This is a genomic window from Comamonas sp. NLF-1-9 (assembly GCF_019195435.1).
Taxonomy (GTDB): domain Bacteria; phylum Pseudomonadota; class Gammaproteobacteria; order Burkholderiales; family Burkholderiaceae_C; genus Comamonas_C.
Window position 1 is genome coordinate 1,000,833 of the sequence record NZ_CP078069.1, and the last position, 24,134, is coordinate 1,024,966.

Annotated in this window: 24 protein-coding genes; 9 read left to right on the forward strand and 15 right to left on the reverse strand. The window is 69.0% G+C overall.

Annotated features, from left to right (window positions below; translation table 11 throughout):
• The first annotated feature begins 10 nt into the window (after positions 1 to 10).
• Positions 11 to 367 carry a helix-turn-helix transcriptional regulator gene (locus KUD94_RS04905; RefSeq protein ID WP_218238685.1) on the forward strand — a complete coding sequence of 119 codons (357 nt, stop codon included), beginning with the start codon at positions 11 to 13 and terminating at the stop codon, positions 365 to 367.
• 39 nt (positions 368 to 406) lie between these two features.
• Here KUD94_RS04905 and KUD94_RS04910 read toward each other — a convergent pair whose 3' ends face one another.
• The 4 genes from KUD94_RS04910 to rlmB form a co-directional block, all read right to left on the reverse strand.
• A complete protein-coding gene (locus KUD94_RS04910) occupies positions 407 to 1,321 on the reverse strand; it encodes a M48 family metalloprotease (RefSeq protein ID WP_255569068.1) in 915 nt (304 codons plus the stop codon).
• The gene (locus tag KUD94_RS04915) at positions 1,318 to 1,827 is read right to left on the reverse strand and encodes an SH3 domain-containing protein (RefSeq protein ID WP_218238686.1); all 510 of its coding nucleotides are present in this window, start codon (positions 1,825 to 1,827) and stop codon (positions 1,318 to 1,320) included. Before KUD94_RS04915 ends, KUD94_RS04910 begins: the two co-directional genes overlap by 4 nt.
• Positions 1,824 to 3,752: an adenylate/guanylate cyclase domain-containing protein gene (locus KUD94_RS04920; RefSeq protein ID WP_218238687.1), complete on the reverse strand. Its 1,929-nt coding sequence runs from the start codon at positions 3,750 to 3,752 to the stop codon at positions 1,824 to 1,826. The genes KUD94_RS04915 and KUD94_RS04920 overlap by 4 nt, the downstream gene beginning before the upstream one ends.
• A gap of 102 nt (positions 3,753 to 3,854) precedes the next feature.
• Complete coding sequence (gene rlmB, locus KUD94_RS04925; RefSeq protein WP_218238688.1) at positions 3,855 to 4,589, reverse strand: 23S rRNA (guanosine(2251)-2'-O)-methyltransferase RlmB; 735 nt, start codon at positions 4,587 to 4,589, stop codon at positions 3,855 to 3,857.
• A 73-nt stretch (positions 4,590 to 4,662) separates the two neighbouring features.
• Between rlmB and KUD94_RS04930 the strand changes: the two genes are divergently transcribed.
• The gene (locus KUD94_RS04930; RefSeq protein ID WP_218238689.1) at positions 4,663 to 6,132 is read left to right on the forward strand and encodes a phospholipase D-like domain-containing protein; all 1,470 of its coding nucleotides are present in this window, start codon (positions 4,663 to 4,665) and stop codon (positions 6,130 to 6,132) included.
• Here KUD94_RS04930 and KUD94_RS04935 read toward each other — a convergent pair.
• A complete protein-coding gene (locus tag KUD94_RS04935; protein ID WP_255569070.1) occupies positions 6,123 to 6,824 on the reverse strand; it encodes an ABC transporter ATP-binding protein in 702 nt (233 codons plus the stop codon). The genes KUD94_RS04930 and KUD94_RS04935 overlap by 10 nt on opposite strands.
• Between KUD94_RS04935 and KUD94_RS04940 the strand changes: the two genes are divergently transcribed.
• Entirely contained in the window at positions 6,823 to 7,473 is a 651-nt protein-coding gene (locus KUD94_RS04940; protein WP_255569072.1) for an arylesterase, read from the forward strand. The two genes, KUD94_RS04935 and KUD94_RS04940, sit on opposite strands and share 2 nt — an antisense overlap.
• A 42-nt stretch (positions 7,474 to 7,515) precedes the next feature.
• Here KUD94_RS04940 and KUD94_RS04945 read toward each other — a convergent pair whose 3' ends face one another.
• Positions 7,516 to 8,739, reverse strand: a complete 1,224-nt coding sequence (locus KUD94_RS04945; protein ID WP_218238692.1) for a PLP-dependent transferase — start codon at positions 8,737 to 8,739, stop codon at positions 7,516 to 7,518.
• Positions 8,740 to 8,769: 30 nt separating this feature from the next.
• Between KUD94_RS04945 and KUD94_RS04950 the strand changes: the two genes are divergently transcribed.
• The 3 genes from KUD94_RS04950 to KUD94_RS04960 all read left to right on the forward strand — a co-directional run bounded on the left by KUD94_RS04950 (position 8,770) and on the right by KUD94_RS04960 (position 12,119).
• Complete coding sequence (locus KUD94_RS04950) at positions 8,770 to 10,446, forward strand: SulP family inorganic anion transporter (RefSeq protein ID WP_218238693.1); 1,677 nt, start codon at positions 8,770 to 8,772, stop codon at positions 10,444 to 10,446.
• 73 nt (positions 10,447 to 10,519) lie between these two features.
• Complete coding sequence (locus tag KUD94_RS04955) at positions 10,520 to 11,266, forward strand: GGDEF domain-containing protein (protein WP_218238694.1); 747 nt, start codon at positions 10,520 to 10,522, stop codon at positions 11,264 to 11,266.
• A 10-nt stretch (positions 11,267 to 11,276) separates the two neighbouring features.
• Positions 11,277 to 12,119: a MinD/ParA family protein gene (locus KUD94_RS04960; protein ID WP_218238695.1), complete on the forward strand. Its 843-nt coding sequence runs from the start codon at positions 11,277 to 11,279 to the stop codon at positions 12,117 to 12,119.
• 35 nt (positions 12,120 to 12,154) lie between these two features.
• Here KUD94_RS04960 and KUD94_RS04965 read toward each other — a convergent pair whose 3' ends face one another.
• The 5 genes from KUD94_RS04965 to KUD94_RS04985 all read right to left on the reverse strand — a co-directional run bounded on the left by KUD94_RS04965 (position 12,155) and on the right by KUD94_RS04985 (position 15,794).
• The gene (locus KUD94_RS04965; protein ID WP_255569073.1) at positions 12,155 to 13,102 is read right to left on the reverse strand and encodes an adenylate/guanylate cyclase domain-containing protein; all 948 of its coding nucleotides are present in this window, start codon (positions 13,100 to 13,102) and stop codon (positions 12,155 to 12,157) included.
• 121 nt (positions 13,103 to 13,223) lie between these two features.
• Positions 13,224 to 14,192, reverse strand: a complete 969-nt coding sequence (locus KUD94_RS04970) for an LD-carboxypeptidase (RefSeq protein ID WP_218238697.1) — start codon at positions 14,190 to 14,192, stop codon at positions 13,224 to 13,226.
• Entirely contained in the window at positions 14,179 to 15,198 is a 1,020-nt protein-coding gene (gene tadA / locus KUD94_RS04975) for a tRNA adenosine(34) deaminase TadA (protein ID WP_218239190.1), read from the reverse strand. The genes KUD94_RS04970 and tadA overlap by 14 nt, the downstream gene beginning before the upstream one ends.
• 87 nt (positions 15,199 to 15,285) lie before the next feature.
• The gene (locus KUD94_RS04980) at positions 15,286 to 15,519 is read right to left on the reverse strand and encodes a hypothetical protein (RefSeq protein ID WP_218238698.1); all 234 of its coding nucleotides are present in this window, start codon (positions 15,517 to 15,519) and stop codon (positions 15,286 to 15,288) included.
• On the reverse strand, positions 15,507 to 15,794 hold the full coding sequence (locus tag KUD94_RS04985) for a hypothetical protein (RefSeq protein WP_218238699.1): 288 nt from the start codon (positions 15,792 to 15,794) through the stop codon (positions 15,507 to 15,509). Before KUD94_RS04985 ends, KUD94_RS04980 begins: the two co-directional genes overlap by 13 nt.
• 267 nt (positions 15,795 to 16,061) lie before the next feature.
• Here KUD94_RS04985 and KUD94_RS04990 point away from each other — a divergent pair, with 267 nt between their 5' ends.
• On the forward strand, positions 16,062 to 17,342 hold the full coding sequence (locus tag KUD94_RS04990; RefSeq protein ID WP_218238700.1) for an O-acetylhomoserine aminocarboxypropyltransferase/cysteine synthase family protein: 1,281 nt from the start codon (positions 16,062 to 16,064) through the stop codon (positions 17,340 to 17,342).
• Between the two features lie 62 nt (positions 17,343 to 17,404).
• Here KUD94_RS04990 and KUD94_RS04995 read toward each other — a convergent pair whose 3' ends face one another.
• The 4 genes from KUD94_RS04995 to KUD94_RS05010 form a co-directional block, all read right to left on the reverse strand.
• Positions 17,405 to 18,682, reverse strand: coding sequence for a TRAP transporter large permease (locus tag KUD94_RS04995; RefSeq protein WP_218238701.1), 1,278 nt, complete (start codon positions 18,680 to 18,682; stop codon positions 17,405 to 17,407).
• Positions 18,679 to 19,197, reverse strand: coding sequence for a TRAP transporter small permease (locus tag KUD94_RS05000; RefSeq protein ID WP_255569074.1), 519 nt, complete (start codon positions 19,195 to 19,197; stop codon positions 18,679 to 18,681). The genes KUD94_RS04995 and KUD94_RS05000 overlap by 4 nt, the downstream gene beginning before the upstream one ends.
• A 109-nt stretch (positions 19,198 to 19,306) precedes the next feature.
• Complete coding sequence (locus KUD94_RS05005; protein WP_218238703.1) at positions 19,307 to 20,299, reverse strand: TRAP transporter substrate-binding protein; 993 nt, start codon at positions 20,297 to 20,299, stop codon at positions 19,307 to 19,309.
• A gap of 139 nt (positions 20,300 to 20,438) precedes the next feature.
• The gene (locus KUD94_RS05010) at positions 20,439 to 21,443 is read right to left on the reverse strand and encodes a DctP family TRAP transporter solute-binding subunit (protein ID WP_255569075.1); all 1,005 of its coding nucleotides are present in this window, start codon (positions 21,441 to 21,443) and stop codon (positions 20,439 to 20,441) included.
• Between the two features lie 20 nt (positions 21,444 to 21,463).
• Between KUD94_RS05010 and KUD94_RS05015 the strand changes: the two genes are divergently transcribed.
• Positions 21,464 to 23,482, forward strand: coding sequence for a sensor histidine kinase (locus KUD94_RS05015; RefSeq protein ID WP_255569076.1), 2,019 nt, complete (start codon positions 21,464 to 21,466; stop codon positions 23,480 to 23,482).
• Positions 23,479 to 24,132, forward strand: coding sequence for a response regulator transcription factor (locus KUD94_RS05020; RefSeq protein ID WP_218238705.1), 654 nt, complete (start codon positions 23,479 to 23,481; stop codon positions 24,130 to 24,132). Before KUD94_RS05015 ends, KUD94_RS05020 begins: the two co-directional genes overlap by 4 nt.
• Positions 24,133 to 24,134: the final 2 nt, after the last annotated feature.

Genomic DNA, 24,134 nt, shown 5'->3' on the forward strand with positions numbered 1-24,134 from the left:
CTGCGCCAAGATGTCTTCTGCGCCCCTGCTTCAGATCGTCCCGGCGGATCGGCACGCCGAGCCGCCCGAGCAGGTGTTCGAGCGCGCCGCCGACATCTTCCGGCTCATGTCCACGCCGGTGCGGCTCAAGATCATCAGCTCCTTGTGCGCGGGCGAGAAGAACGTGAGCGAGATCCTGGCCGAGATCGACACGACCCAGCCCAACCTGAGTCAGCATCTGAACGTGCTCTACCGCGCCGAAATCCTGGCGCGCGAGCGCCGCGGCAACCAGGTCTTCTACCGCATCCACAACCACGGCGTGGTGGCGCTGTGCCGCACGCTCTGCGGCATGCTCAGCGCCGACCAGCAGCACGCGCGCACGCCCTGAGCCGGCCGCAAAGACAAGTGCCCGGCGGCGCAGGCAAGTTCAATCGAGCGATCTGCGCAGCGCCAGGTAGCGCGCCTCGTTGCTCACGCCAGTGAGCCCGGCGAACTTGCCGGCGAGCAGCGGGTCCAGCCGCGCAATGCGCTCGGCCACCGGCGGGTGGGTGGCAAACAGCATCTGGTAGTTGGCGTCCTGCGCCGAGCCTGCGGCCAGCGCGTGCAGCGACTGCACCAGGCCCGAGGGCGCATAGCCGGCGCGCGCGGCCCACAGCAGGGCGTAGCGGTCGGCGTCGTATTCGTCGGACTGGTCCAGCCCCTTGGCGTAGATGTTGCGCACCATGCTGATCATCGGGCCGCTCAGCGCGGAATTGCCGCTGCGCGCCTCGATGATGCCGCCGGCCATCTGGGCAAAGCCGCCCGATTTGACAGCAGCCAGATAGTGGCCGCGTACCACGTGGGTGATCTCGTGGGCCAGCACGCCGGCGAGCTCGGCTTCGGACTTGAGTGTGCGCAGCAGGCCGCGCGTGACGAAGACGTAGCCGCCCGGCGTGGCGTAGGCGTTGACCGCGTCGGAGTCGATCACGCCAAAGCGCCACTGGTAGGCGATCGGCCGGCCGGCGCCGTCCTTGCGCGTATCGGCCTGCTCGGCCACCCACAGGCCCACGCGGTTGACGTAGCGCTGCACCTCGTCGTTGCGCAGCAGGGGACGCGCGCCCAGCAGCACCGAGGCAAAGCCGTTGCCCAGCTCGCGCTCTTCTTCGGGGCTGTAGTCCTTGAACGCGGCCGAAGCGCCCTGCACCACGTTTTGCACCCCGCTCATGGTGCTGCCCCCGCCGCCCAGGCTGCCGAGCGCGGCAGTCAGGCCTCCAAGGCCGCCGCCGGACATGGTTTCGCAGCCCAGCAGCACGGCGGCGCCGGCGCTGGCAAGCAGCCAGCGCAGATTCGTCATCAGGCTCATTGCGCGCCTCCGTCGTAGTCGGCAATCGCGGTGGCCGCGAGCTTGCCGCTGCGTGCAAACTGCTGCGCCTCGCGCGCGCTGACCGCGTGCTGCTCAAGCCGGCGCACCTCCTGCGGTGCGGGCTGGGCCGAAGCGAGTTCTTCCTGCGTGAGGCCGCGCGTGCCGGTGGTGGCGGTAGGCTGGTTGCTCGCGCCGGTGAACAGACTGGCGAGCGGGTTGGCGCTGGCCGCGGGCGCGCGCGCCGTCGTGGTGCGCACATGGGTCAGGCGCACCCAGCCTTGCTGTTCGCCGGCCTGCACCTTGAGCCAACCTCCCTGGGTCTGCACGCCCTGCAGCGGCGTGCCCGCCGGCAGTTGCTGCAGCACCAGGGAATTGAGCGAGGGTGTGGCGCGCAACTGCGTCGCCGTGCTCACCTCGTGCGTCTGGGCGCCGGCAAGCAAGCCCCAGGCGAGCAAGGCCGCAAAGACCAGCCAGCGCCAGCCGCGGCTGCGTGTGTGGTAGCTCATGGTTCACCTCCATCTGTGCTGCCCCCTGTGCCGGAGGCTGTTCTCGTGGCGGCCATTGTAGGCAGCGGCTCGTACAAAAGCACCTGTTGTTCGCGCCCCTTGACGCTGAAGGCGCCGTGGTTTGCAAAGGCCAGGCGCTCGCCGCAGAGCTCACGCGTGGCTTCGGACACCAGGATGCGCGCCACGCCCTTGGTGCAGCCTTCGATGCGGCTGGCCAGGTTCACCGTGTCGCCGATGGCGGTGTAGTCCAGGCGCCGGGAGGTGCCGAGAAAACCCACCACCGCCGGCCCGCTGTGTATGCCTATGCCGATCTCGAAGCGCGTGCCCGGCAGCTCGCGCGCGACCTCGGCAGCAAAGCGCTCGAGCGCCTCGGACATGCCCAGCGCCGCGCGCACCGCGCGCTCGGCATGGTCGCCCTGCGCCATGGGCGCGCCCCAGAAGGCCATGATGGCGTCGCCGATGAACTTGTCGAGCGTGCCGCCGTGGCGAAAGATCACCTCCACCTGCATCTCGAAATAGCGGTTGAGCAGCGCCACGATCTCCTCGGGCTGGCGGTGCTCGGACAGGCTGGTGAAGCCGCGGATGTCGGAAAACAGCACCGTCACCTCGCGGCTGGCGGAGACCTCGGCCTGCGCCACCTGCTGCGCCTCGGACAGATCCTGCACGATGCGCGGATCGACGAAGCGCGAGAACATCGCCTGCACATGGCGGCGCTGCGCCATCTCCAGGCGCGAGGACAGCAGCCCGAAAGACAGCAGCGCCAGAGCCCCCATGGCCAGGGCCGACGTAGGCACCCAGTACACCTGGCTGCCCAGCAGCAGCGCCGATGCGGCCACCGAGGCCACGGCCGCCGTGCCCAGCAGCGCCGCCGGCCACAGCGGCGACAGGCGCAGCACGAAGGCCGCGGCAATCGCCAGCACCAGCCCCAGCGCCAGCGCCGGGCTGAGCCAGCGCGGCGCCTCGCGCAGCCAGTCGCCCTGCTGCAGATTGGCCAGCGCCGTCGCCAGCACGAAGGGGCCTGGCGTGGTTGCGGCCACCGGCGTGGGCACGAAGTCCAGCAGACCCGAGGCGGTCGCGCCGATGATGATGATCTTGCCCGCGGGGTCAAAGGGCAGCGCCTGCCCCTCGCTCAGCGCGGCCAGATAGACCTCGGCGTAGGGGATGCGGGTAAAGCTGCGGCCATACCAGTGCAGGCGAAACGCCGGCGTGCCCGGGCGCGCCAGCCCCAGCCGGTCGGCCACGCGCCCGACGATGTGCGGCAGCCACCAGCCCTCGACCTCGCGGCCCAGCTCGATGCTGCGCCCCAGGCCGTCGGCGTCCTTGATGAAGTTGATGTAGCCGGTGCGCCAGAGCTCGGGCGGCAGCGCGATGGGCGCGTCGATGCCGTAGCGCGCATCGGGCCGGGCCGCCGGGCCGCGGCGTATGCCCATGGCTTCGGGGGCGAGCGCCAGCGGCGCCTGCTGCGTCGACTCGGGCATCAGGATCATGGGCACGAAGATGCGCTCGTCGTGCAGCGCTGCGGCGAGGGCGGCGTCGTTTTCCGGGTGCAGACGGTCGGGCGGCGAGAGGATCAGGTCGAGCACCATGGCCCGGGGGCCGTGGGCGGCCAGCGCGGTGAGCAGCTCGGCATGGATGGCGCGCGGCCAGGACCAGGTGCCCGCCAGCTCCAGCATTTGCGGGTCCATGAGCGAGTTCTGGTCTATGTCCACCAGCACCACGTCGGGCGGCGGCGTGCGCCGCGCCGCGTCCCAGCGCAGCAGCGCATCGCCCACGCGGTTGTCCAGCGCTTCAAGCACATGCCAGTGCGCCCCGTCGGCCCAGGCCAGCAAGGCCAGCAGCGCGGCGAGCAGCGCATGCAGCGTGCGCCGGCCCAGGCGAGCGCGCAGGCGCTGCAGGCGGCTTCGGGGGCGGGCGGTTTCAGTCACGCCCGGCAGTATCGGCAGGCGCTGCGTTCAGGTCAACGCAGGCGCTTTTGCTACTTGAAAGATAGCTGCCAGCACAGTATCCACGGGCGCTGGAGGCCAATTTCATCCACGTTGACGCCGTGCTTCGTAGAGGCATACGCCACTGGCCACCGAGACGTTCAGGCTCTCCACCGCGCCGTGCATGGGGATGGACACCAACACGTCGCAGCGCTTGCGCGTGAGCTGACGCATGCCCTGCCCTTCGGCGCCCAGTACCAGCGCGAGCGGCCCGCGCAAGTCCGCCTGGTACAGGGTTTGCGGTGCATCGTCGCTCGTGCCCACGACGGTGATGCCGCGTTCCTTGAGCTCCATGAGCTGGCGCGCGAGGTTGGTGACCATGAAGTAGGGCACGGTCTCGGCCGCGCCGCTCGCCACCTTGGCCACGGTGGCGTTGATGCCGGCAGCATGGTCCTTGGGCGCAATGATGGCGTGCGCGCCCGCGCCGTCGGCCACGCGCAGGCAGGCGCCCAGATTGTGCGGATCGGTCACGCCGTCGAGCACCAGCAGCAGCGGCGGCGCCTGCAGGCTGTCGAGCAGGTCGTCCACCGAATGGCTGCGCGCAAGTTCCTGCACCCGCGCCGCCACGCCCTGGTGGCCGTGCGTGCCGGCCAGACGCGCGATGCGCACGCTGTCGGCTTCCACCAGGCGCACACCGGCTTCGCGCGCGCGCTGCAGGAACTGGCGCATGCGCGCGTCGCGCCGCGTGGGGTCGTGCAAAACCTCCATGACGCTGGCGGGCGCGGTCTTCAGGCGCACGCCCACCGCATGAAAACCGAAAAGCACTTTGAGATCAGCCATGGCGCGCGATTATCCGTGTGTGGGCGCAGCCGCTTGGGGCATCATCGGGCCGAACCGCCCGGTCCGCCAACGCATGCTGCAACTGCCCCACATCTCGCCCCTGGAACACAGCGCCTTCGTGGCCGCGGGGCTGCTCACCTATGTGGTGGTCACGCGCATTCGCCAGCAGCGGCGCCACCCCTATGCGGCCATGGCCTGGGTGCTGGGCATTGCGGCCTTTCCCTATCTGGGCCTGCCGCTGTTCCTGGTCTTTGGCACGCGCAAGCTGATTCGCCCGCTCACCCCGGCCCAGCCCGCGCCGGCCGGCCCCTGGGCGCATGCCGCGCCGATCTGGGCCACGCGCCTGCTGGCTTCGCTGGGCGTGGCCGGCGCGCGCCCGCAGCGCAGCGTGCGCTTTGCCGCCGACGGCGCCGAGGCGCTGGCGCAGCTGCGCGAGGTGGTCGCGGCCAGCCGGCACACGCTGGACATCTGCACCTACGTGCTCGGCGATGACGAAGTCGGCGCGGCGGTGGCCAGCGCGCTTGCCGAGCGCGCGCGCGCCGGCGTGCGCGTGCGCCTGCTGGTAGACAGCATAGGAAGCCTCAAGAGCGCGCACCGCCACGACGACATGCTGCAGGCCATGGGCGTGCGCACGCGGCTGTTCGTGCCGGCGCTGGGTCTGCCCGGGCGCGGGCGCACCAATCTGCGCAACCACCGCAAGGCGGTGATCGCCGACGGCGCGCTGCTGTGGGCCGGCGGGCGCAACATCGCCAATGAATACTTCACCCATGCGGGCGAGGGTCCGCCCTGGCTGGATCTGAGCTTTGTCGCCCACGGGCCGCTGGCCGCGCAGGCGCAGGCGCTGTTTGACGGCGACTGGCGCATCGCCCGCGGCGCGCGCAGGGCGCCGCGTCTGGGCTATGCCGAGCGCTTTGCGCGCCAGGAGGCGGCGCAGGCCGCGGCGGCCAAAGCGGCGCTGCAGCCGCCGGCCGCAGACGCGCCGCTGCACGGCGACGAGCCGCGTGCGCTGCGCCTGGCGCACTGGGTAGCGAGCGGTCCGGACTTTCATGAGGACGTGTTGCACGCGCTGGTGGTGTCCGCCGCCTTCCATGCCGAGCGGCGCCTGCTGCTGGCCACGCCCTACTTCGTGCCCGACGAAGGCCTGCTGGAGGCGCTGGTGCTGGCCGCCAAACGCGGGCTGAACATCACCCTGGTGCTGCCCGCGCGCTCCAACCACCGCCTGGCCGACTGGGCGCGCGGGCGGGCGGTGCGCACGCTGGTGGACGCGGGCGTGAACGTGCGTCTGCTGCCGGCCATGGTGCATGCCAAGGCGGTGGTGGTGGACGAAGCACTGGCGCTGTGCGGCTCGGCCAATCTGGACAGCCGCAGCCTGTTCATCAACTACGAGGCCATGGCCGCGTTCTACGGCCCCGACGAAATCGAATGGCTGGGGCAGTGGATAGTGCAGACCGCCGAGCAGGGCGAGCGCGCCACCTCGGGCACGCCCAACTGGCTGCGCGACCTGGCTGAAGGCATCGTCACTACCATCGGCTTTCAGCTCTGAGTGCGCTGCACGATGCGCCCGGCCTGCAGCGTGATGCGCTGCTCGCAGCGCGCGGCAATGCCCTGGTCGTGCGTGACCAACACCAGCGCCGTGCCCTGCTCGCGGTTCAGCTGCAGCATGAGCTGCATCACGCTCTCGCCGCTCGCGTGGTCCAGGCTTCCGGTGGGCTCGTCGGCCAGCAGCAGCGCCGGCTGCACCACGAAGGCGCGCGCCAGCGCCACGCGCTGCTGCTCGCCGCCCGAGAGCACCCGCGGATAGGCGCGCGCACGCTGCGCCAGGCCCACGCGCTCGAGCATCTGCGTGGCCCGGGCGCGCGCGTCGCGCCGGCCGGCGAGCTCCAGCGGCAGCATCACGTTTTCCAGCGCGCTCAGGTGGCCCAGCAGCTGAAAGCTCTGGAACACGAAGCCCAGCTCGCGCGCGCGCAGCGCGGCGCGCCCGTCTTCATTCAACGCGAACAGCTCTTGCCCGGCCAGGCGCACGCTGCCGCGCGTGGGCAGATCGAGCCCGGCGATCAGCGACAACAGCGTGCTCTTGCCCGAACCCGAGGCGCCGACGATGGCCAGGGTTTGCGCGCGCGCCAGCGTCAGATCGATATCCGTGAGAATGTCGAAGCTGCCTGTGGCGTCGGTCACCGTCTTGCCCAGGCCTTGCACCTGCACGAGCGGGGTTTCGGAAGATGGAACCAGGGACATGAAGAGCTTTCAGCGGCGCGCGGTCAACCGGCGCGACTTTATCCTGCTTGCCTGCGCAGCCTGCGCCCCGCCGGCCCGCGCCGCGGGTGCCGCGCCGGTGATTCTGGTGGTGGGCGACTCCATGAGTGCCGAGTACGGCCTGCCCCAGGGCAGCGGCTGGGTGGCGCTGCTGCGCCAGCGCCTGGCAGCGCAGCGGCGCGAGGCCAGCGTGGTCAACGCCAGCGTGAGCGGCGACACCACGGCGGGCGGGCGCTCGCGCCTGGCGGCGGCGCTGGCGCGGCACAAGCCGGACATCGTCATCCTCGAGCTCGGCGGCAACGACGCGCTGCGCGGCCTGCCGCTGTCCTCCACCGAGGACAACCTCGCGACCATGGCGCGCCAGGTGCGGCAGGCGGGCGCGCGGCTGCTGCTCGTGGGCATGCAGGTGCCGCCCAACTACGGCGCCGACTACACCCGGCGCTTTGCCGGGCTGTTCGAGACCCTGGCGCGCGAGCACCAAGCGTCGCTCGTGCCCTTTCTGCTCGAAGGCGTGGCCAATGCGCCCGACCCCACGGCGCTGTTCCAGGCCGACCGCATCCACCCCAGCGTGCAGGCCCAGCCGCTGCTGCTGGACAACGTGTGGAAGGCGCTTCAGCCCATGCTGTCTTGAGCGCTATTGATGCAATAGCTGCCAGCGCTTGACCAGCAAGGGCTAGATGCCAAAAACACGCTCCATTGCCTGGGCCAGGTCGGCGCGCAGGTCTTCCACGCCTTCCAGGCCGATGGCAAAGCGCACCACCGTGCCCGGCGCGAGCTGCGTTGGCGTGGCGGCGCGCATGGCGGCAAGCTGGTAGGGCATCACCAGGCTCAGCGGCCCGCCCCAGCTGTAGCCCAGGCGAAAGTGCTGCAGCGCGTCGCAAAACGCATCCACCTGGGCGCTGGTGTAGCGCGCATCGATCACGACGCTGAAGATGCCCGCGGCCAGGCCCTCGCCGCCCCGGGCGCACAGCAGCTGCCAATGCGCATGCCCGGGGCTGCCCGCGAGCGCCGGGTGCAGCACCTGGGCTACCGCGCCCTGCCCCTGCAGCCAGCCTGCGAGCTCGCGCGCCGCGCGGTCTTGCGCGCGGTAGCGCAGCGCCATGCCGGGCAGCGCGCGCAGCACCGCCTCGACGTCGTTGCCCGCCACGCCCATGCCCAGGTGCATGTGGCAGCGCTGAATGCGCTCGTGCAGCGCGCGGCTGCGCGTGCTGATCGCGCCCATCAAGAGGTCGCCGCCGCCGCTGGGGTATTTGGTCAGCGCGTGCACCGACACATCCACCCCGAGGCTGGCGTCGCCCAGCAGGTCAAAAGGCGCAAACGCCAGGCCTGCGCCCCAGGTGTTGTCCAGCGCCGTGGTAACGCCGCGCCCGCGGCACACGCGCACCAGCGCGGGCAGGTCGGGGAATTCCATGGTGACCGAGCCGGGCGGCTCCAGCCATACCAGGCGCGTGGCAGGCCCCATGCGGGCGGCCAGGTCTTGCGCGTCCATGGGGTCGTAGAAGCCGCAGCCAATGCCGTAGCGCTGCAGCAGGTCCACGCTCAGCGCCTTGTTCGGGCCGTAGACGTTGTGCGGCAGCAGCACCTCATCGCCCTGGCCCAGCAGCGCGAGCGCGGTCACGCTGATCGCCGCCAGGCCGCTGGGTGCCAGCAGGCAGTGGCTGGCGCCTTCCAGCGCGGCGATGCGCTGCTCCAGCAGGTAGCTCGCCGGCGTGCCGTGCAGGCCGTAGGTGTAGCCGCTGCGGTCTTCCCAGCGGCTGGCGCGCAGGGCGGCGGTGTCGGCAAACAGCACGGTGGAGGCCTTGTACACCGGCGGCTGCACGCTCTCGAAGCCGGCCGGCGGACGGTAGCTGTCGTGAATGAGCCGGGTGGCGATGTCAAAGCGGGTGGTATCGGGCATGGCGCGATGGTAGCGCTGCAAAATACGCCGATGCCTTCACCGCGCAAGCTGAGCACCTGGCTGCCCTTTCTGGCCTGGCCAAGGCCGAGTCGCGAGCTGCTGCGCGGCGAATTCTGGGCCGGCATGACGGTGGGCCTGATGCTGGTGCCCCAGGGCGTGGCCTACGCACAACTCGCCGGCATGCCGCTGGTGACCGGCATGTACGCATCGCTCATTCCCATGCTGGTGGCGGTGCTCTGGGGCTCTTCGGTGCGCCTGGGCGTGGGGCCGACGGCGCTCACCAGCCTGCTCACCGGCACCTCGCTCATCGGCCTGGCGCAGCCGGGCAGCGCGCATTGGGTGACGCTGGCGGTGTGGCTCGCGCTGCTGTCGGGCCTGCTGCAGGCCTTGCTCGGCGTGGTGCGCTTTGGCTGGCTGCTGAGCCTGGTGACTTCGCCCATCCTCAACGGCTTCACCCAGGCGGCCGCGCTCTTGATTCTGCTGTCGCAACTGCCGGCGCTGCTGGGCCTGGACCTGCCCTGGCGCGCCTTCCTGCTGCAGCCCTCCTGGCAGGCGCTGGACGTGCAGGCTGGCGCCTTTGGCCTGGGGAGCCTGGCGTTGCTGTGGCTGGCCGCGCGCTGGCGGCGCAGCTTTCCCGCAGCCATCGTGGTCATCGCCCTGACCGCCGCGCTCAGCTGGGCCATGGGCTTTGCCGCCGCGGGTGGCAAGGTCGTGGGTGCGCTGCCCCAGGGGCTGCCGGCGCTCTATCTGCCGGGCTGGCTCAGCTGGGATGAGTTCAGCACGCTCTTGATGCCGGTGATGGTGATCACGCTGGTGAGCTTTCTGGAGACCGCCTCCAGCGCCAAGGTGGACCATCGCGAAGGCGGCACGCAGTGGAACGAGAACCAGGACCTGATCGCCCACGGCCTGGCCAAGGTCAGCTCCGGCCTGTGCGGCGCGTTTCCGGTCAGTGCCTCGTTCTCGCGCTCGGCGCTGAACCTCTATGCGGGCGCGCGCAGCGGCTGGGCCACGCTGTTTGCCTTTGCGCTGGTGCTGGCCGCCTTGCTGTGGCTGCTGCCGCTGCTCTACCACGTGCCGCAATCGGTGCTCGCGGCCATCGTCATCGTCGCGATCAAGGGCTTGATACAGCCACGCGGCATGCTGAGCCTGTGGCGCGTCTCGCGCGTGGAAACGGCCACCGGGCTGCTGACCTTCGCGGTCACGCTGCTGAGCGCGCCGCGCATCTACTGGGGCGTGCTTACCGGGCTGCTGGTCAACCTCAGCTATTTCATCTACCAGCGCCTGCACCCGCGCATCATCGAAGTGGGCCTGCACCCGGACGGCACGCTGCGCGACCGCGCGCTCTGGGGCTTGGGCGTGCTCGACGAGGCGGTGCTGGCGCTGCGCATGGACGCGGCGCTGGACTTTGCCTCGGCCACCGCGCTGGAAAAGCGCGTGGCGGACGAATTCTCTGCCCGCCCGGCGCTCAAGCACCTGTGCCTGTTCGCCCAGTCCATCAACCGCATCGACGTCACCGGCGTGGAGGCCTTTGCCCGCCTGCGGCTGTTCGTGCAGGGGCGCGGCGGCTGCATGTACTTGAGCGGTCTGAAACTGCCGGTGCAGCAGACCCTGCAGGCAGCCGGGGCGCTGGAGCCGGGCCCGCATCTGGTGCTGTGTCGCAGCGACGCCGAAACCCTGCGGCACCTGGGCCACACCCGGGCAGATTGAGGCAGGCCGCAGCAGGGCGCACTGCTACACTTGCGCGAGCCCCAATTCCCGCACGGCCCTGCCCTCACTGTCCATGGATTCTGGTGACCTGCGTCTAGCCACTGCCCATGCCCTGGTCACCGAAACCCTGGGGGACTGCCTGCCGCCCGCCGGCAGCGGATCGGCGCGCTATCTGCAGGCCTTGATCGACGCGCTGTGCGAGCTCTCGCTCAAGGACCCGCTGACCGGGCTGCACAACCGCCGCTTTTTCGACGCCGCGATAGAGAGCGAAATCGACCGCGTGGCACGCACCGGCGAGGCGGCGCTGCTGCTGATGCTCGACATCGACCACTTCAAGCGGGTCAACGACGCGCATGGCCACCTGGTCGGCGACCTGGTGCTGCAGACGGTGGCGCACACCATCCGCGGCTGCATGCGCCCCATGGACACCGTGGCACGCTATGGCGGCGAGGAATTCGCCATCATCTTGCCGGCCTGCCAACTGAGCTTTGGCGCGCGCGTGGCCGAGCGCCTGCGCCAAGCGATAGCGGCCGCGCCGATCGCGCTCACCCCTACGCAGCAGCTGCGCGTGAGTGTGAGCGTGGGCGGCGCCTACGCCATTCCGTGGATACGCAGTACCCCCAAACTCTGGATAGAGCGTGCGGACCTGCAGCTCTACCACGCCAAGGAAGCTGGCCGCAACCGCGTCAGCATCGAGGAGCCGCGCGACAGCACCGTCACCGCGGACGAGAAAAACATGCTTCTGGCACCGCTTTACACTTCTTCAGCCTGGGGCGAACTGTCGTCCAATCAGACTCCGCCCCATGGCAGCGCCCACTGAATCCCCGACCATGTCCGACGTGCCACTTGCGCCCCCTACCGCCGAAGCCGACGCTGCGGCGCAGGCCCGCCCGATCAGCGGCGCGCGCATCGTGGCGATCACCAGCGGCAAGGGCGGCGTGGGCAAGACTTTCGTGTCCGCCAACCTGGCCGCCGCGCTCACGCGCCGGGGTTTGCGCGTGCTGGTGCTAGACGCCGACCTGGGCCTCGCGAACCTGGACGTGGTGCTCAACCTCTATCCCAAGCTCACGCTGCACGACGTGTTCACCGGCAAGGCCGAGCTCAGGGACGTGGTGCTGCCCGCGCCCGGCGGTTTTTCGGTGCTGCTGGCGGGTTCGGGCATGGTCGAGTATTCGCGCCTCACGCCCGAGGTGCGCAGCGAATTCCTGCACGTGATCGAGACCATCACGCCCGACTACGACATCGTGCTGCTGGATACCGGCGCGGGCATCTCCGACGTGGTACTGTTCTCGATCTCGCTGGCCTCCGAGGTGCTGGTGGTAGCCACGCCCGAGCCGACCTCGCTGACCGACGCCTACGCCGCGATCAAGGTGCTTGCGGCGCAGCAAAGCCGCAGCCACATCCGCATGGTGATCAACCAGACGGTGCGTCCGGGCGACGGGCGCGCCATTACCGGGCAGCTGCAGCAGGTGCTCAACCGCTTCGTGGCCACGGGCAGTGGACAGCCCCTGCGCCTGATCCACATGGGCGACATCCCGGCCGACCCGAGCGTGCGCGACGCGGTGATGCGCCGCCAGTTGCTGCTGCAACAAATGCCCGGCTGCCCCGCCGCCCTGGCCATAGGGCAGTTGGCAAGCAAGCTGCAAAGCAGCCTGCTCGACCAGCCCCGCTGAGGCCGAGGGCAAGGCTGAAAAAGCCCCTCGCGCTCTCAGACCGAGAGCGCGCCCATGCTGGAGACGCCAAAACGCAGCACGGGCGCGGCCGCGTCGGCAAAGGGCACGCTCATCGCGATCTCGCCTGCGCCATGCAGCAGGCAGCTTTCGCGGCGCAACTGCACGGGCGCCGCGCCATCGGCAAAGCGCACCCAGGTGCCGAAGCTGCTCAGATCGGTCAGCACCGCACTGCCCTGGCGCCAGTCCACGCGCGCATGCATGCGCGAGACGCGCGGGTCGTCCACGCGCACATGGCAGTTGGCGCCGCGCCCGATGTAGAGCGTGCCGGCCGCGGCCATGAAGCTCTGCTGCGTGCCGCGCCAGTCGAAATCGAGCTTGCCGTGCGCGGCGACCACGCCGAGCGCGCCGATCTCGCTGGGCAGGCCGCCTTGCACGGTCATGAAGTCGGTGGTCTCGTCCTCGCGCCATTCGAGCTGGTAGGCAAGCACCGGGTCGCTCTTGCCGCGCACTTCCATGTGGCCCATACGCACCAGCGCGACCAGGCCCTTGGGCAGGGTCTGCACCGTTTCCTGCGAGGCGAGGATCTCGCCCGGCGCGGCAATCTCGCACAGCCGGGCGGCGACGTTGACCGCATCGCCGTAGGTGTCGCCGTCCACCTCGACCACCTCGCCGCTGCACAAGCCCACGCGCACCGCCAGGCGGTGCGACTGGGGCAGTGCGCGCGTGGCCAGGTGTTGTTCGCGCATGAGCTCGACCACGCCCGCGGCCGCGGCGGCGCCGTCACCAAAGACGCCGAGGACCCCGTCACCGAGCTTCTTGACCACGCGCCCGCCGGCGTTCTTGATGGCCAGACCCATCTGGCGCGTGAGCGTGGTCACCGCCCGGGTCGCCTCGGCATTGCCCAGGGCGTCGTAGAGCGCGGTGCTGCCGGAAATGTCGGCAAATACCACGGTCTTGATCTGGCTGGCCTGGGTATCGGGCACGAGGGGTGTTCCAGCAGGGTTCATGGGCAGCAGTCACCTGCCGTGTAGCGCAGGGCCGCACCACATTATGGGGACGAAGCGTGTCCGTGTGTAAGTGCAAACGTCGAAGATTGTCAGCGCCTCAGTGCATGTGCCCCCATACCAACAGCGCCTCGCGCTCGTGCACCGCAAGCGACACCGACGCGCCCACCGGCAGCAAGACCTTGGTCGGAACGTGGCCGAAGGGCAAATTGGTGAGCACCGGCGCCTTGATGCGCGTGCGCAGCCAGTCCACCACGCTTTGCAGTCTGTAGCCCTTGTCGTGCGCGGCCAGCTTGTACTGGGTGAACTGGCCCAGCAGCACGGCCTTCTGCTGCGCCAGCACGCCGGCGTAGAGCAACTGGGTGAGCATGCGTTCGATGCGATAGGGGTGCTCGCCGATGTCTTCCAGAAACAGGATGCCGCCCTTGACCTGCGGGAAATACGGCGTGCCGATGAGCGAGTTCAGCACCGCCAGATTGCCCCCCCACAGCGGCGCCGGCTTCAGATGGATCTCGGGCGCCGCCGCAGAGCCGTCGGCTTTGGGCTTTTCACGGCCCAGGCGCCAGCCCGTGCCTTCGCCGTGGCCGGTGAGCAGGTCGTCGAAACAGGCGGCCATGATCTCGTCGGGCTCGCCCTTGACCCCCCAGTCGATTTCCAGGGACGGGCCGGCCCAGGTGATCGCGCCGGTGCGCGCCAGCACCGCGCATTGAAAGGCGGTGAAGTCGCTCATGCCTACGAAGCGCGTGCCGCGCTCTATGGCCTTGGCGATCTTCTTGTACTGGATGTCCGCCAGGATGCGCGTGCAGCCGTAGGCGGCGCGCGATATCAGCGCCACGTCGGCCCCGCTGGCGGCCGCGCGGTGGATCGCCGCCAGGCGCGTGGCGTCGTCGCCGGCGAAGCGGGTGTGGCGGGCGAGCGCGTCGGCGTCCACCTCCACCTCGTGGCCCAGGGCCTGCAGGCGCGCAATGCCGCGCCGAAACGCCGCCTTGTCGCGCACCGCGCTGGCCGGGGAATAGATGTAGATGTGCTTGGGGCCGTGGTCGTGGCCGCAGTGCTCAGGGTCGTGCATGGTGGGCGAAGTATTCCATAGCGGCCCGGGCCGAAGCCGCGCTGGCGTCGGGCAGCGTGAGCACCGCGGGCGGCTCGCCAAGCGCAAAGCGCGCAAAGGCGCGCGGTCCGGCGCGGTGCCCGGCGTCGGGGAACGCGGCCTCGTCCGCCAGCGCCGCCTGATCCACGCGCACCAGCGGCGCGCTCATGGCCGGCAGCAGCGCACCGGCCTGCGCGAGCAGCACCACGTGGCGCAGCGCCAGGCGCTCGGCCAGCTGCGCCAGCACCTGCCGATGCCAGTGCGGGCTGTGCGCGGCCTCCCGCTTGGGTTTGTCGCTGCGCCCGAAGCCGATCAGATCGGGCGCGACCACGCGCTGGCCGGCTGCGGCAAACACCGGCGCCATGCGCTGCCAGACCTCGCCCGAAGCGGGGCTCGCGTGCAGACACAGCCAGGTGCGGGACGCCTCGCGCGGGCCGATGTCGCGGTAATGCAGGCGCAGTCCGTCGAAGTAGTCGTACTGCCCTTCGGGGCCGGCAAAGCGCGCTGCGGGCGTGCGCAGCGCGTCCTCGCGCAGCGGCTGGGCCTGCGCGCGCTGAATGCCCCGGCGCTCGGCAAAAAATGCCTGCAGCAGCGCGCCGCATTCAGCCGCCAGCACGCCGCCTTCGACCTGCGTCTGGTGGTTGAGCCGCGGCTGGTCAAAGAGCTGGAGCACCGAGCCCGCCGCGCCGGTCTTGGGGTCGGGCGCGCCATAGACCACGCGCGCCAGCCGCGCATGCAGCAGGGCGCCGGCGCACATCGCGCAGGGTTCGAGCGTCACGTAGAGCGTGCAGCCGTCGAGCCGGTAGTTGCCCAGGCGCGCACCGGCGGCCCGCAGCGCCATGATTTCGGCATGCGCGCTCGGGTCGTGGCTGGCCAGCACCGCATTGCGGCCGCTGGCGATGAGCGCGCCGCCCTGCACCAGCACCGCGCCCACTGGTACCTCGCCGGCCTCGCCGGCTTCCTGCGCGGCGGCGAGCGCGGCGCGCATCCAGCGCTCATCGTCCTCGGTAGTGCAAGATTCCACTATCACAAAAATAGCTGTTCGCGCTTGCACCGCAAGGGCTGGAGCACGATTTCATTGCTCATCTTCAGGCATGGGCCGCGGCTGCTGCATCAGGGTCTGCACCTGCTCGCGCACCTGTTCTTGCACCTGCTGGCCCTGCGCGCGCACCGTGCCCGTGGGCGCAGCCGCGGCCGGGGCCTGCAATGCCGGCACAGGCGCGCGGGTGGCACTGAGCTGCTTCTTGACCAGCACGCCGACCAGTAGCAGCGCGACAAGCAGGCTGAGGATGCCGATCACCGCGCGCATGGGCGGCGCCTGCAAGGCAGGTCAGACAGAGATGGCATGGCGAGCGTGGCGATACAGTATTTCGCGCGGTCGGGCATATTGCGGAATTCGTCCCAGAGTTTTTGCGCCTCTTCGCGCAGCAGCGGCTGCACCGGCACGGTGCGCTGCTCATAGGGGCGCTTCATGTCTTCGCTGATGTTCAGGTCGGCGAACAGGTCGGCGTAGTCGCCCAGGCGGCGGCGTAACAGATGCGCTCGACGCGCGCCCAGCAGGCCGTGGCAAAACACATCGGGCATGGCTCGCATCTGGTGAACGGCGTGGCGATGCAGAAGCTAGCTGCCTTGCGTGTCATGGTCCTCGCCAGCGCTCATGGTGTTCCCCCGATAGTGATTGGAGCGTGCATCCTAGCGACAAAGCCGTGCGGCTGTACAGGCGTGTTTGCCCGATGCGTGGCGCCCGGCGCCGCGCCCGCCTGGCGCGCATAAGCACATAGCCAATGCGTCGTTTGCTGCTGGCGCCTTGCGCCGACAATCAGGCCTTTTGACCCACTGGAGGCTGCGCCCATGCATCTCGATACCCTGGCGATCCACGCCGGCTATACCCCAGAGCCCACGACCAAGTCGGCTGCGGTGCCGATCTACCAGACGACCTCCTACGTCTTCGACAGCGCGCAGCACGGCGCCGACCTGTTCGACCTGAAGGTGCCGGGCAACATCTACACGCGCATCATGAATCCGACGACCGACGTGCTGGAAAAGCGCCTGGCGGCGCTCGAAGGCGGTGTCGGGGCGCTGGCCTTTGCCTCGGGCATGTCGGCGATCACCGCAGCCATCCAGACGATTGCCGAGGCGGGCGACAACATCGTCGCGGCCAGCACGCTCTACGGCGGCACCTACAACCTGTTTGCCCACACCTTCCCGCAGCAGGGCATCACCGTGCGCTTTGCCGACCCGCGCAAACCTGAAACCTTCGGCGAGTTGATCGACGCGCGCACCAAGGCCGTCTTTTGCGAATCCATCGGCAACCCGCTGGGCAACGTCACCGACATCGCCGCGCTGGCCGAGGTCGCGCACGCGCATGGCGTGCCGCTGATCGTGGACAACACCGTGCCCAGCCCCTACCTGCTGCGTCCTATCGAGCATGGCGCGGACATCGTGGTGCATGCGCTGACCAAATACCTGAACGGCCACGGCAACAGCATAGGCGGCGCCATCGTCGACAGCGGCAAGTTCCTCTGGAGCCAGCACAAGGCGCGCTTCAAGCGCCTGAACGAGCCCGACGTGAGCTACCACGGCGTGGTCTATACCGAGGCGCTGGGCGAGGCGGCCTACATCGGCCGCGCGCGCGTGGTGCCGCTGAGAAACACCGGCGCGGCGCTCTCGCCCTTCAACGCCTGGCAGATTCTGCAGGGCATAGAAACCCTGGGCCTGCGCATGGAGCGCACCTGCGAGAACGCGCAAAAAATAGCCGAAACGCTGGAGCAGCACCCCAAGGTGCAGTGGGTGCGCTACGCGGGGCTGCCAGGCCATCCGGACCACGCCATCGCCCAGCGCCTGCTGGGCGGCAAGGCCTCGGGCATCGTCTCGTTCAACCTCAAGACCGAGGGCGATCCGCGCGCTGCGGGCGCCCGCTTCCTGGACGCGCTCAAACTCTTTTACCGCCTGGTGAACATCGGTGACACGCGCTCTCTGGCCACGCATCCGGCATCGACCACGCACCGCCAGCTCGATGCGGCCGAGCTCCTGAGCGCGGGCGTGAGTGAGGGCATGATCCGGCTGTCGATTGGCATAGAGCACATCAGCGACCTGCTTGCGGACCTGAACCAGGCGCTGGACGCAGTCTGACCAGCTTTGTGCATCAAAAACGCGGCTGGCGCTTGTGGGGCAAGCGCCAGTCGCTATTTTTTTCAGTGCAACAATTGCGGCACGATGGTCGAGATCCAGGGCACGTAGGTCACGACGATCAGGAACAGCAGCAGCAGCAGCGTCCAGGGCAGCGCCGCGCGCACCACCTGCCCTATCGTCATGTGCGTGATGCCCGAGGTGACGAACAGGTTCAGCCCCACCGGCGGCGTGACCATGCCGATCTCCAGGTTCACCACCATGATGATGCCCAGGTGCACCGGGTCTATGCCCAGCTTCTCGGCAATCGGAAACAGGATGGGCGCCATGATCAGGATGATGCCCGTGGGCTCCATGAACATGCCCGCGATCAGCAGCAGCACGTTGACCACCAGCAGGAACTGCCAGGGCGCCATGCCCATGCCGGCGATCGATTCGGCGATCTGCTGCGGAATGCGCTCGGTAGTGAGTACGTGGGCAAACAGCAGCGCATTGGCGATGATGAACATCAGCATCACCGTGACCTTGGCCGATTCCAGCAGCACGCCGGGGATGTCGCCCCACTTGAGGTCGCGGTAGATGAACACCGCCACCACGAAGGCGTAGACCGCCGCCACCGCCGCCGCTTCGGTCGGTGTGAACACGCCGCCGTAGATGCCGCCCAGGATGATGACCACCAGCAGCAGGCCCCACAGCGACTGGCGCCCGGCCACCAGCACCTCGTTCATGCTGGCCCTGGGCTGGCGCGGCAGATTGAGCACGCGCGCGCGCCAGTAAATGGCCACCATCAGAATCAGACCCAGAAGAATGCCTGGCAGGATGCCCGCAAGAAACAGCGCGCCCACCGAGGTTTCCGTGACCGCGCCATAGACCACGAGCACGATGGACGGCGGAATCAATATGCCGAGCGTGCCGGCGTTGCAGATCACGCCGGCGGCAAACTCCTTGCTGTAGCCGGCCTTGACCATGCCGGCAATCACGATCGAGCCCACCGCCACCACCGTTGCGGGAGAAGAGCCCGACACCGCAGCAAACAGCATGCAGGCGAGCACCGAGGCCATGGCCAGCCCGCCCGGGAAATGCCCCACGCAGGCATTGGCAAAGCGGATCATGCGCCGCGCCACGCCGCCCGTGGTCATGAACACGCCGCCCACGATGAAGAAGGGAATCGCCAGCAGCGTGTAGTGCTCGGACGTCTCGTAGATCTTGAGCGTGAGCGAGGCGAGCGAATCGTTGGTGAAGCCCAGAATCACCGCCAGCGACGACAGGCCCAGCGCCACGCCCACGGGCATGCCCATGAACATGAAGACGAAGAGCAGCACGAAGAGAACCAGGGTGTTCATGGCTTGGCCTCCATCTCTTCGCGCATCTTCAGCGCGTCTTCGGCCTCGTCACCGAGCAGGTGCACGTCCTGCCCGCTCAAGAGCTTGAAGAACAGCACGCCAAAGCGCAGCGCCAGCAGGATGAAGCCCAGGGGCAGCACGATCTTGGGCACCCACTGCGGCACCGGAATGTCCTGCATGTACACGCCCACGGTGTAGAGCTTGGACAGGTACTGCCAGCCGCCAAAGGCCAGCACGCACGAGTACAAAATGCACAGCGCCGTGGCCACCAGCGCGACCGCGCGCGCCAGGCGCGGGTTCATGATCCGTATCAAGGCGTCGATGCCGATGTGCGCACTCACGCGCACGCCGTAGGAAGCGCCGATGAAGATCATCCAGGCGAACATCACCCCGGTGAGCTCCATCGCCCAGGTGAAGCTGTAGTTGAACACGTAGCGCGCAACCACCTGGCCAAAGGTGACCAGGGTCATGCCCGCCAGCATCAGCGCGAGGAAATACTCCTCAAGTCGGTCCATCCAGCGCATGCTCGGATACTCTCAGGTGAAATAAACAGGTCAAAAAAAGCGACCCAGTGTGCGGGTCGCTTCCCTCTTTGGGCTTGGCAGATGCAAGGCCCCCTGACGCTCACTGATTGGATTTGAGGGCCGCGTCGATCAAGTCCTTGCCGATGTCGCCTTCAAACTTCTTCCACACCGGCTCCATGGCCTTGCGCCAGGCGGCAACGTCGTCCTTGGTCAGCTGCTGGATGCGCGCCTTGCCGGCTTCGCTGATGAGCTTCTTGTCGCGCTCGTTGAAGTCGCCGGCCAGCTTGTTGCCGTATTCGGTAGCTTCGGCCATGGCCTCGGACAAGCCCTTCCTCACGTCGGCGGGCAGGCCTTCCCACCACTTGGAGTTGGTCACCACCATGTAGTCGAGCACGCCGTGGTTGGTCTCGGCGATGGTCTTTTGCACCTCGTGGAACTTTTGCGAATACATGTTCGACCAGGTGTTCTCCTGGCCGTCCACCACGCCGGTCTGCAGCGCCTGGTAGACCTCGGAGAAGGCCATCTTCTGCGGATTGGCACCCATCGCGCGGAATTGCGCCTCCAGCACGTCGGACGCCTGGATGCGGAACTTCAGGCCCTTGACGTCCTCGGGACGCTCGAGCTTGTCCTTGTTGGTCGACAACTGCTTCATGCCGTTGTGCCAGAAGGCCAGACCCTGCAGACCACGGCCCTTGATCGAATCGAGCAGCGACTTGCCCGCGGCGCTGGCCTGGAAGCGGTCCACCGCGGCCATGTCGTCGAACAGGAAGGGCAGGTCAAACAGCTGGATCTTCTTGGTGTAGCGGTCGAACTTGGACAGCGAAGGCGCAATCATCTGCACGTCGCCCAGCAGCAGGGCTTCCATTTCCTTGCCGTCGCCAAACAACTGCGAGTTGGGGAAGACCTGCACCTGCACCTTGCCCGGCAGCTTGGCTTCGGCCAGTTCCTTGAATTTGAGCGAAGCCTGGCCCTTGGGCGTCTTGTCGGCCACCACGTGGCTGAACTTGACCACAATGGGCTGCGCGTGGGCCGCCACAGTGGCGCCGAAAGCCAGCACGGCGCAGGCCAGGATGTGTTTCAGGGGCAATCGCATCGGAAGTCTCCTCGCAACAGGTACAACGAACAAGACTTGCACTCTAGGCCAGACGGGTGCCAGGCGTAACTGTGGCCTTCCACAGCTAGGGTTTACACCTAAGAACATTCCAAAGACACCACTGCCGGGCAGCGTCGCCCTAAGTTTCGAGAGCCGCGCGCACCCGTTCCAGCCAGGCGGCGGTACGCGGCTCCAGTTGCTCGTACACCGCCTGCGTTCCCTGCCGCAGGCGCTCGCGCCGGCCCTCGTCGAGCAGGTGGATGCGCGTTGCGCCGCTGGCGCGCAGCGCGGCCAGAGCGGCATCGTTTTCCTGCTGGGCGATGGTGTTGCCCCAAGCCAGCGCCTCCTGCAGCGCCGTCGACACGAGGTAGCGGTCCTGGGCGCCAAGGAAATCCCAGAAGCGCCGCTGCGCCACCACCGCGTAGCCCAGCCAGGCGTGCGCGGTCAGGCTCAGATCGAGCTGGGCCTCGTGCATGCGCTGGGTCCAGAAGTTGGAGATCGGGTTTTCCGTGCCGTCCACCACCCCCAACGCCAGCGCGCGCCGCGCCTCGCCGAAGGCCAGCACCACCGGGCGCGCGCCCAGCACCCGCATCTGCCGCGCAATCACGCGCGAGCTTTGCACGCGCATGCGCAGGCCCGCGAAGTCCTGCGGCGCCAGCAGCGGCCGGTTGGCGCTCATGTGCTTGAAGCCGTTGTCCAGGTAGCCCAGGCCGACCAGGCCCTGGTGCGCCAGGCCGTCGAGCAGCGCCTGCCCGACAGGCCCCCGGGTGATGCGGTGCACCTGCGCGCGCGCGCCGAACAGGAAGGGCAGGTCAAACAGCTCGAATTCGGGAAAGCCGATGGCGCCAAACTTGGACAGCGAGGGCGCCAGCATGTCCACCGCGCCCAGTTGCAGCGCCTGCATCTCGTCGGCGTCGCCATAGAGCAGCGAGTTCGGGTAGATCACCACCTGGATGCGCCCCGCGCTCGCCTGCTGCACGTTCTGCTGGAAGCGCTCCATGGTCAGCCCCTTGGGAGTCTGGCGCGTGACCACGTGCGACAGGCGGATGGTCACGCGCGCCGGTTGCGCGGCCGCGGGCAGCGGCAGGGCCGTGGCCGCGAGGGCCCCGAGCAGACGGCGGCGGGAAGCGAGCGAAGCAGGCACGGCCGCTATTATCCAAAGCCGTGCCGCTGACCGCCCCGCATCCCGCCGAAGACTTCGCGCTCCTGCACGCCGCCACCCGCCCGCTGGGTGAACGCGGCAGCCGGCGCGCCACGCTCTGGATGCTGGGCCTGGCCTTGCTGACCGTGCTGACCGTGCTGGCCCTGGCCTGGTATCTGCACCGTGTCGAAGTGCAGGAAGAAGAACGCCGGCGCGGCGCGGACGCGCAGTGGCTGGAGCAAAGCGTGCAGTTCCACTTCCGCCGTCTTGAAGGCGACCTGGCGCAGCGCGCGCGCCAGCTCGCGATCGACGGCCCGCAGGCGCTGCAGGCACCGGGCCAGGGCGAGGCCGACACCCACCCTGCCGGCCTGCTCTGGCGCAGCCCCGGCGTGGTGTTGGCCCAGGCCTGGCTGGCGCAGCCGGGTGATGCCCGCGGCGATGCGGGCGACCTCGCCGTCTGGCGGGCCGACCTGGAATCGAATGCCGAAAACCGCCAGAAGCTGCAACTGCTGCAGGACACCGCCGCCAACCTGCGGCGAGCAAGCTATGCCGGGCCCCTGCAAGACGCGGGCGGTGACCAGGACGGGCGCGTCTGGCTGGCCGTCCCCTCGTTCGACGGCGCTCGCCTGGCCGGGCTCTACGTGGTGGCGCTGTCCATGCAGCAGGCCCTGGACGCCCTGCTGCCGCCCTGGTTCATCGCGCAGCAGCAGGTGCACATCGTGGCGGACGCGGGCCTGCCGGACGGCGCCAGCTACCTCACACCCATGAACCTGCCCGGCGTGGAGCTGCTGTTGCAGGTGACGCCGCTGGGTTCGCACACCTCCTCCACGCCACGGCTGTTCTTCGCCGTCGCCCTGGTGTTCCTGCTCGGCCTGCTGGTGAGCCTGCTGGCGCTGCGCCGCGACTTTGCCAAGCGCCAGCAGGTGCAGCAGCGCCTGCAAGCCGAGGTGGCGCTGCGCTCGGCCATGGAGCGCTCGGTCAGCATAGGCATGCGCGCCTGGGACCTGCAAGGCACCATCCTCTACGTGAACCAGGCCTTCTGCGCCATGGTGGGCTACGGCGCGCAGGAGCTGCGCGGCGCGCGCGCGCCCATGCCCTACTGGCCGGACGAGCAGGCAGGTGAGCTGGCCATGCTGCACGGCGGCATCCTGCACGCGGGCACGCAGCCCCAGGGCCTGGAGGCGCAGTACCGCCATCGCGACGGCCGCTTGGTGGACGTGCTGATCCACGAAGCGCCGCTGCTCGCCGCCGACGGGCGCCAGCTCGGCTGGATGAGTTCGGTGCTGGACATCAGTGAGCGCAAGCATGCGCAGCGGCTGGCCGCCGAGCAGCAGGAAAAGCTCGAAGCCTCCGAACGCCTGGTGGCCGTGGGCGAGGTGGCCTCCACACTGGCGCACGAGCTCAACCAGCCGCTGGGCGCGCTGGCCAGTTTTGCCAACGGCCTGCTCAACCGCCTGCGCGCGGGCACGATTGCCCTGGCCGACATGGAACCCGTGGTGCGACGCATGGCGCAGCTGGCCGAGCGCGCCGGCGGCGTGACGCAGCGCGTGAACGCCTTTGCGCGCAAGCGCGAGCTGCATCTGACGCGCCTGGATCTGGCGATGCTGGTGCGCCGCGCGGCGAGCACGGCGCAGGAAGGCCAGGCCACGCCCATCGCCCTGCAGCTGCCAAGCCGCCCCGTGCTGGTGCGCGGCGACGCCCTGCTGCTGGAGCACCTGGTGCACAACCTGTGCTCCAACGCGCTGGACTGGGCAGGAGAAGCCGCAAGCACCCCGGCCCGGGTACAGGTGCGCCTGCAGGCCGACACGGCCACGGGCGAAGCGAGCCTGGCGGTGGCCGACAGCGGCCCCGGCGTGTCCGAGGCTGCCCAGGCCCGGCTGTTTGACGCCTTCTTCAGCACCAAGCACGGCGGCATGGGCATGGGCCTGGCCATCTGCCGCTCGATTGCCGAGGCGCACCACGGGCGCATCCAGGTGGAGCGCGACGCACTGCTGGGCGGCGCGCTGTTCACCGCCATCCTGCCCCTGGAGAGCGACGCATGAACACCACTGCCATGGACATCCACATCGTCGATGACGATGCCGACGTGCGCGACGGCCTGGCCTGGCTGTTCGATTCGCGCGGCTGGAAGACTCGGGTATGGCAAGGCGGCGACGTCTTTCTGGATGCGGTCCACGCGCTGCAGGGCGAGTGGGGCCTGGCGGTGGTGCTGCTGGACATCCGCATGCAGCCGCTCTCGGGCCTCGTGACTTTCGAGCGCCTGAAGGCCCTGGGCTGCCCCTGGCCGGTGCTTTTCCTGACCGGGCATGGCGACGTAGCCACCGCAGTGCAGGCGGTGAAGGAAGGCGCCTGGGACTTTCTGGAAAAGCCCTTCCAGGACAACATGCTGGTGGACCGCGTGGAGCAGGCCATGCAGGCGCTGCTGGCGCGCAGCGCCAGCGAGCGCGAGCTGCAGCGCCTGCGTCAGGCGCTGGCCTCCCTGAGTCCGCGCGAGCGCGAGGTGCTGGGCGAGCTGCTGCGCGGCCACTACAACAAGAACATCGCTGACCACCTAGGCATCAGCGCGCGCACTGTCGAATTCCACCGCGCCAACATCTTCGAGAAGATGGGCGTGGAATCGGCCATCGAGCTGGCGCACAAGCTGGGCCAGCTGCAGCCTGCGGGACGTGATGGCGAGCCCGGCTCGCCCTGATC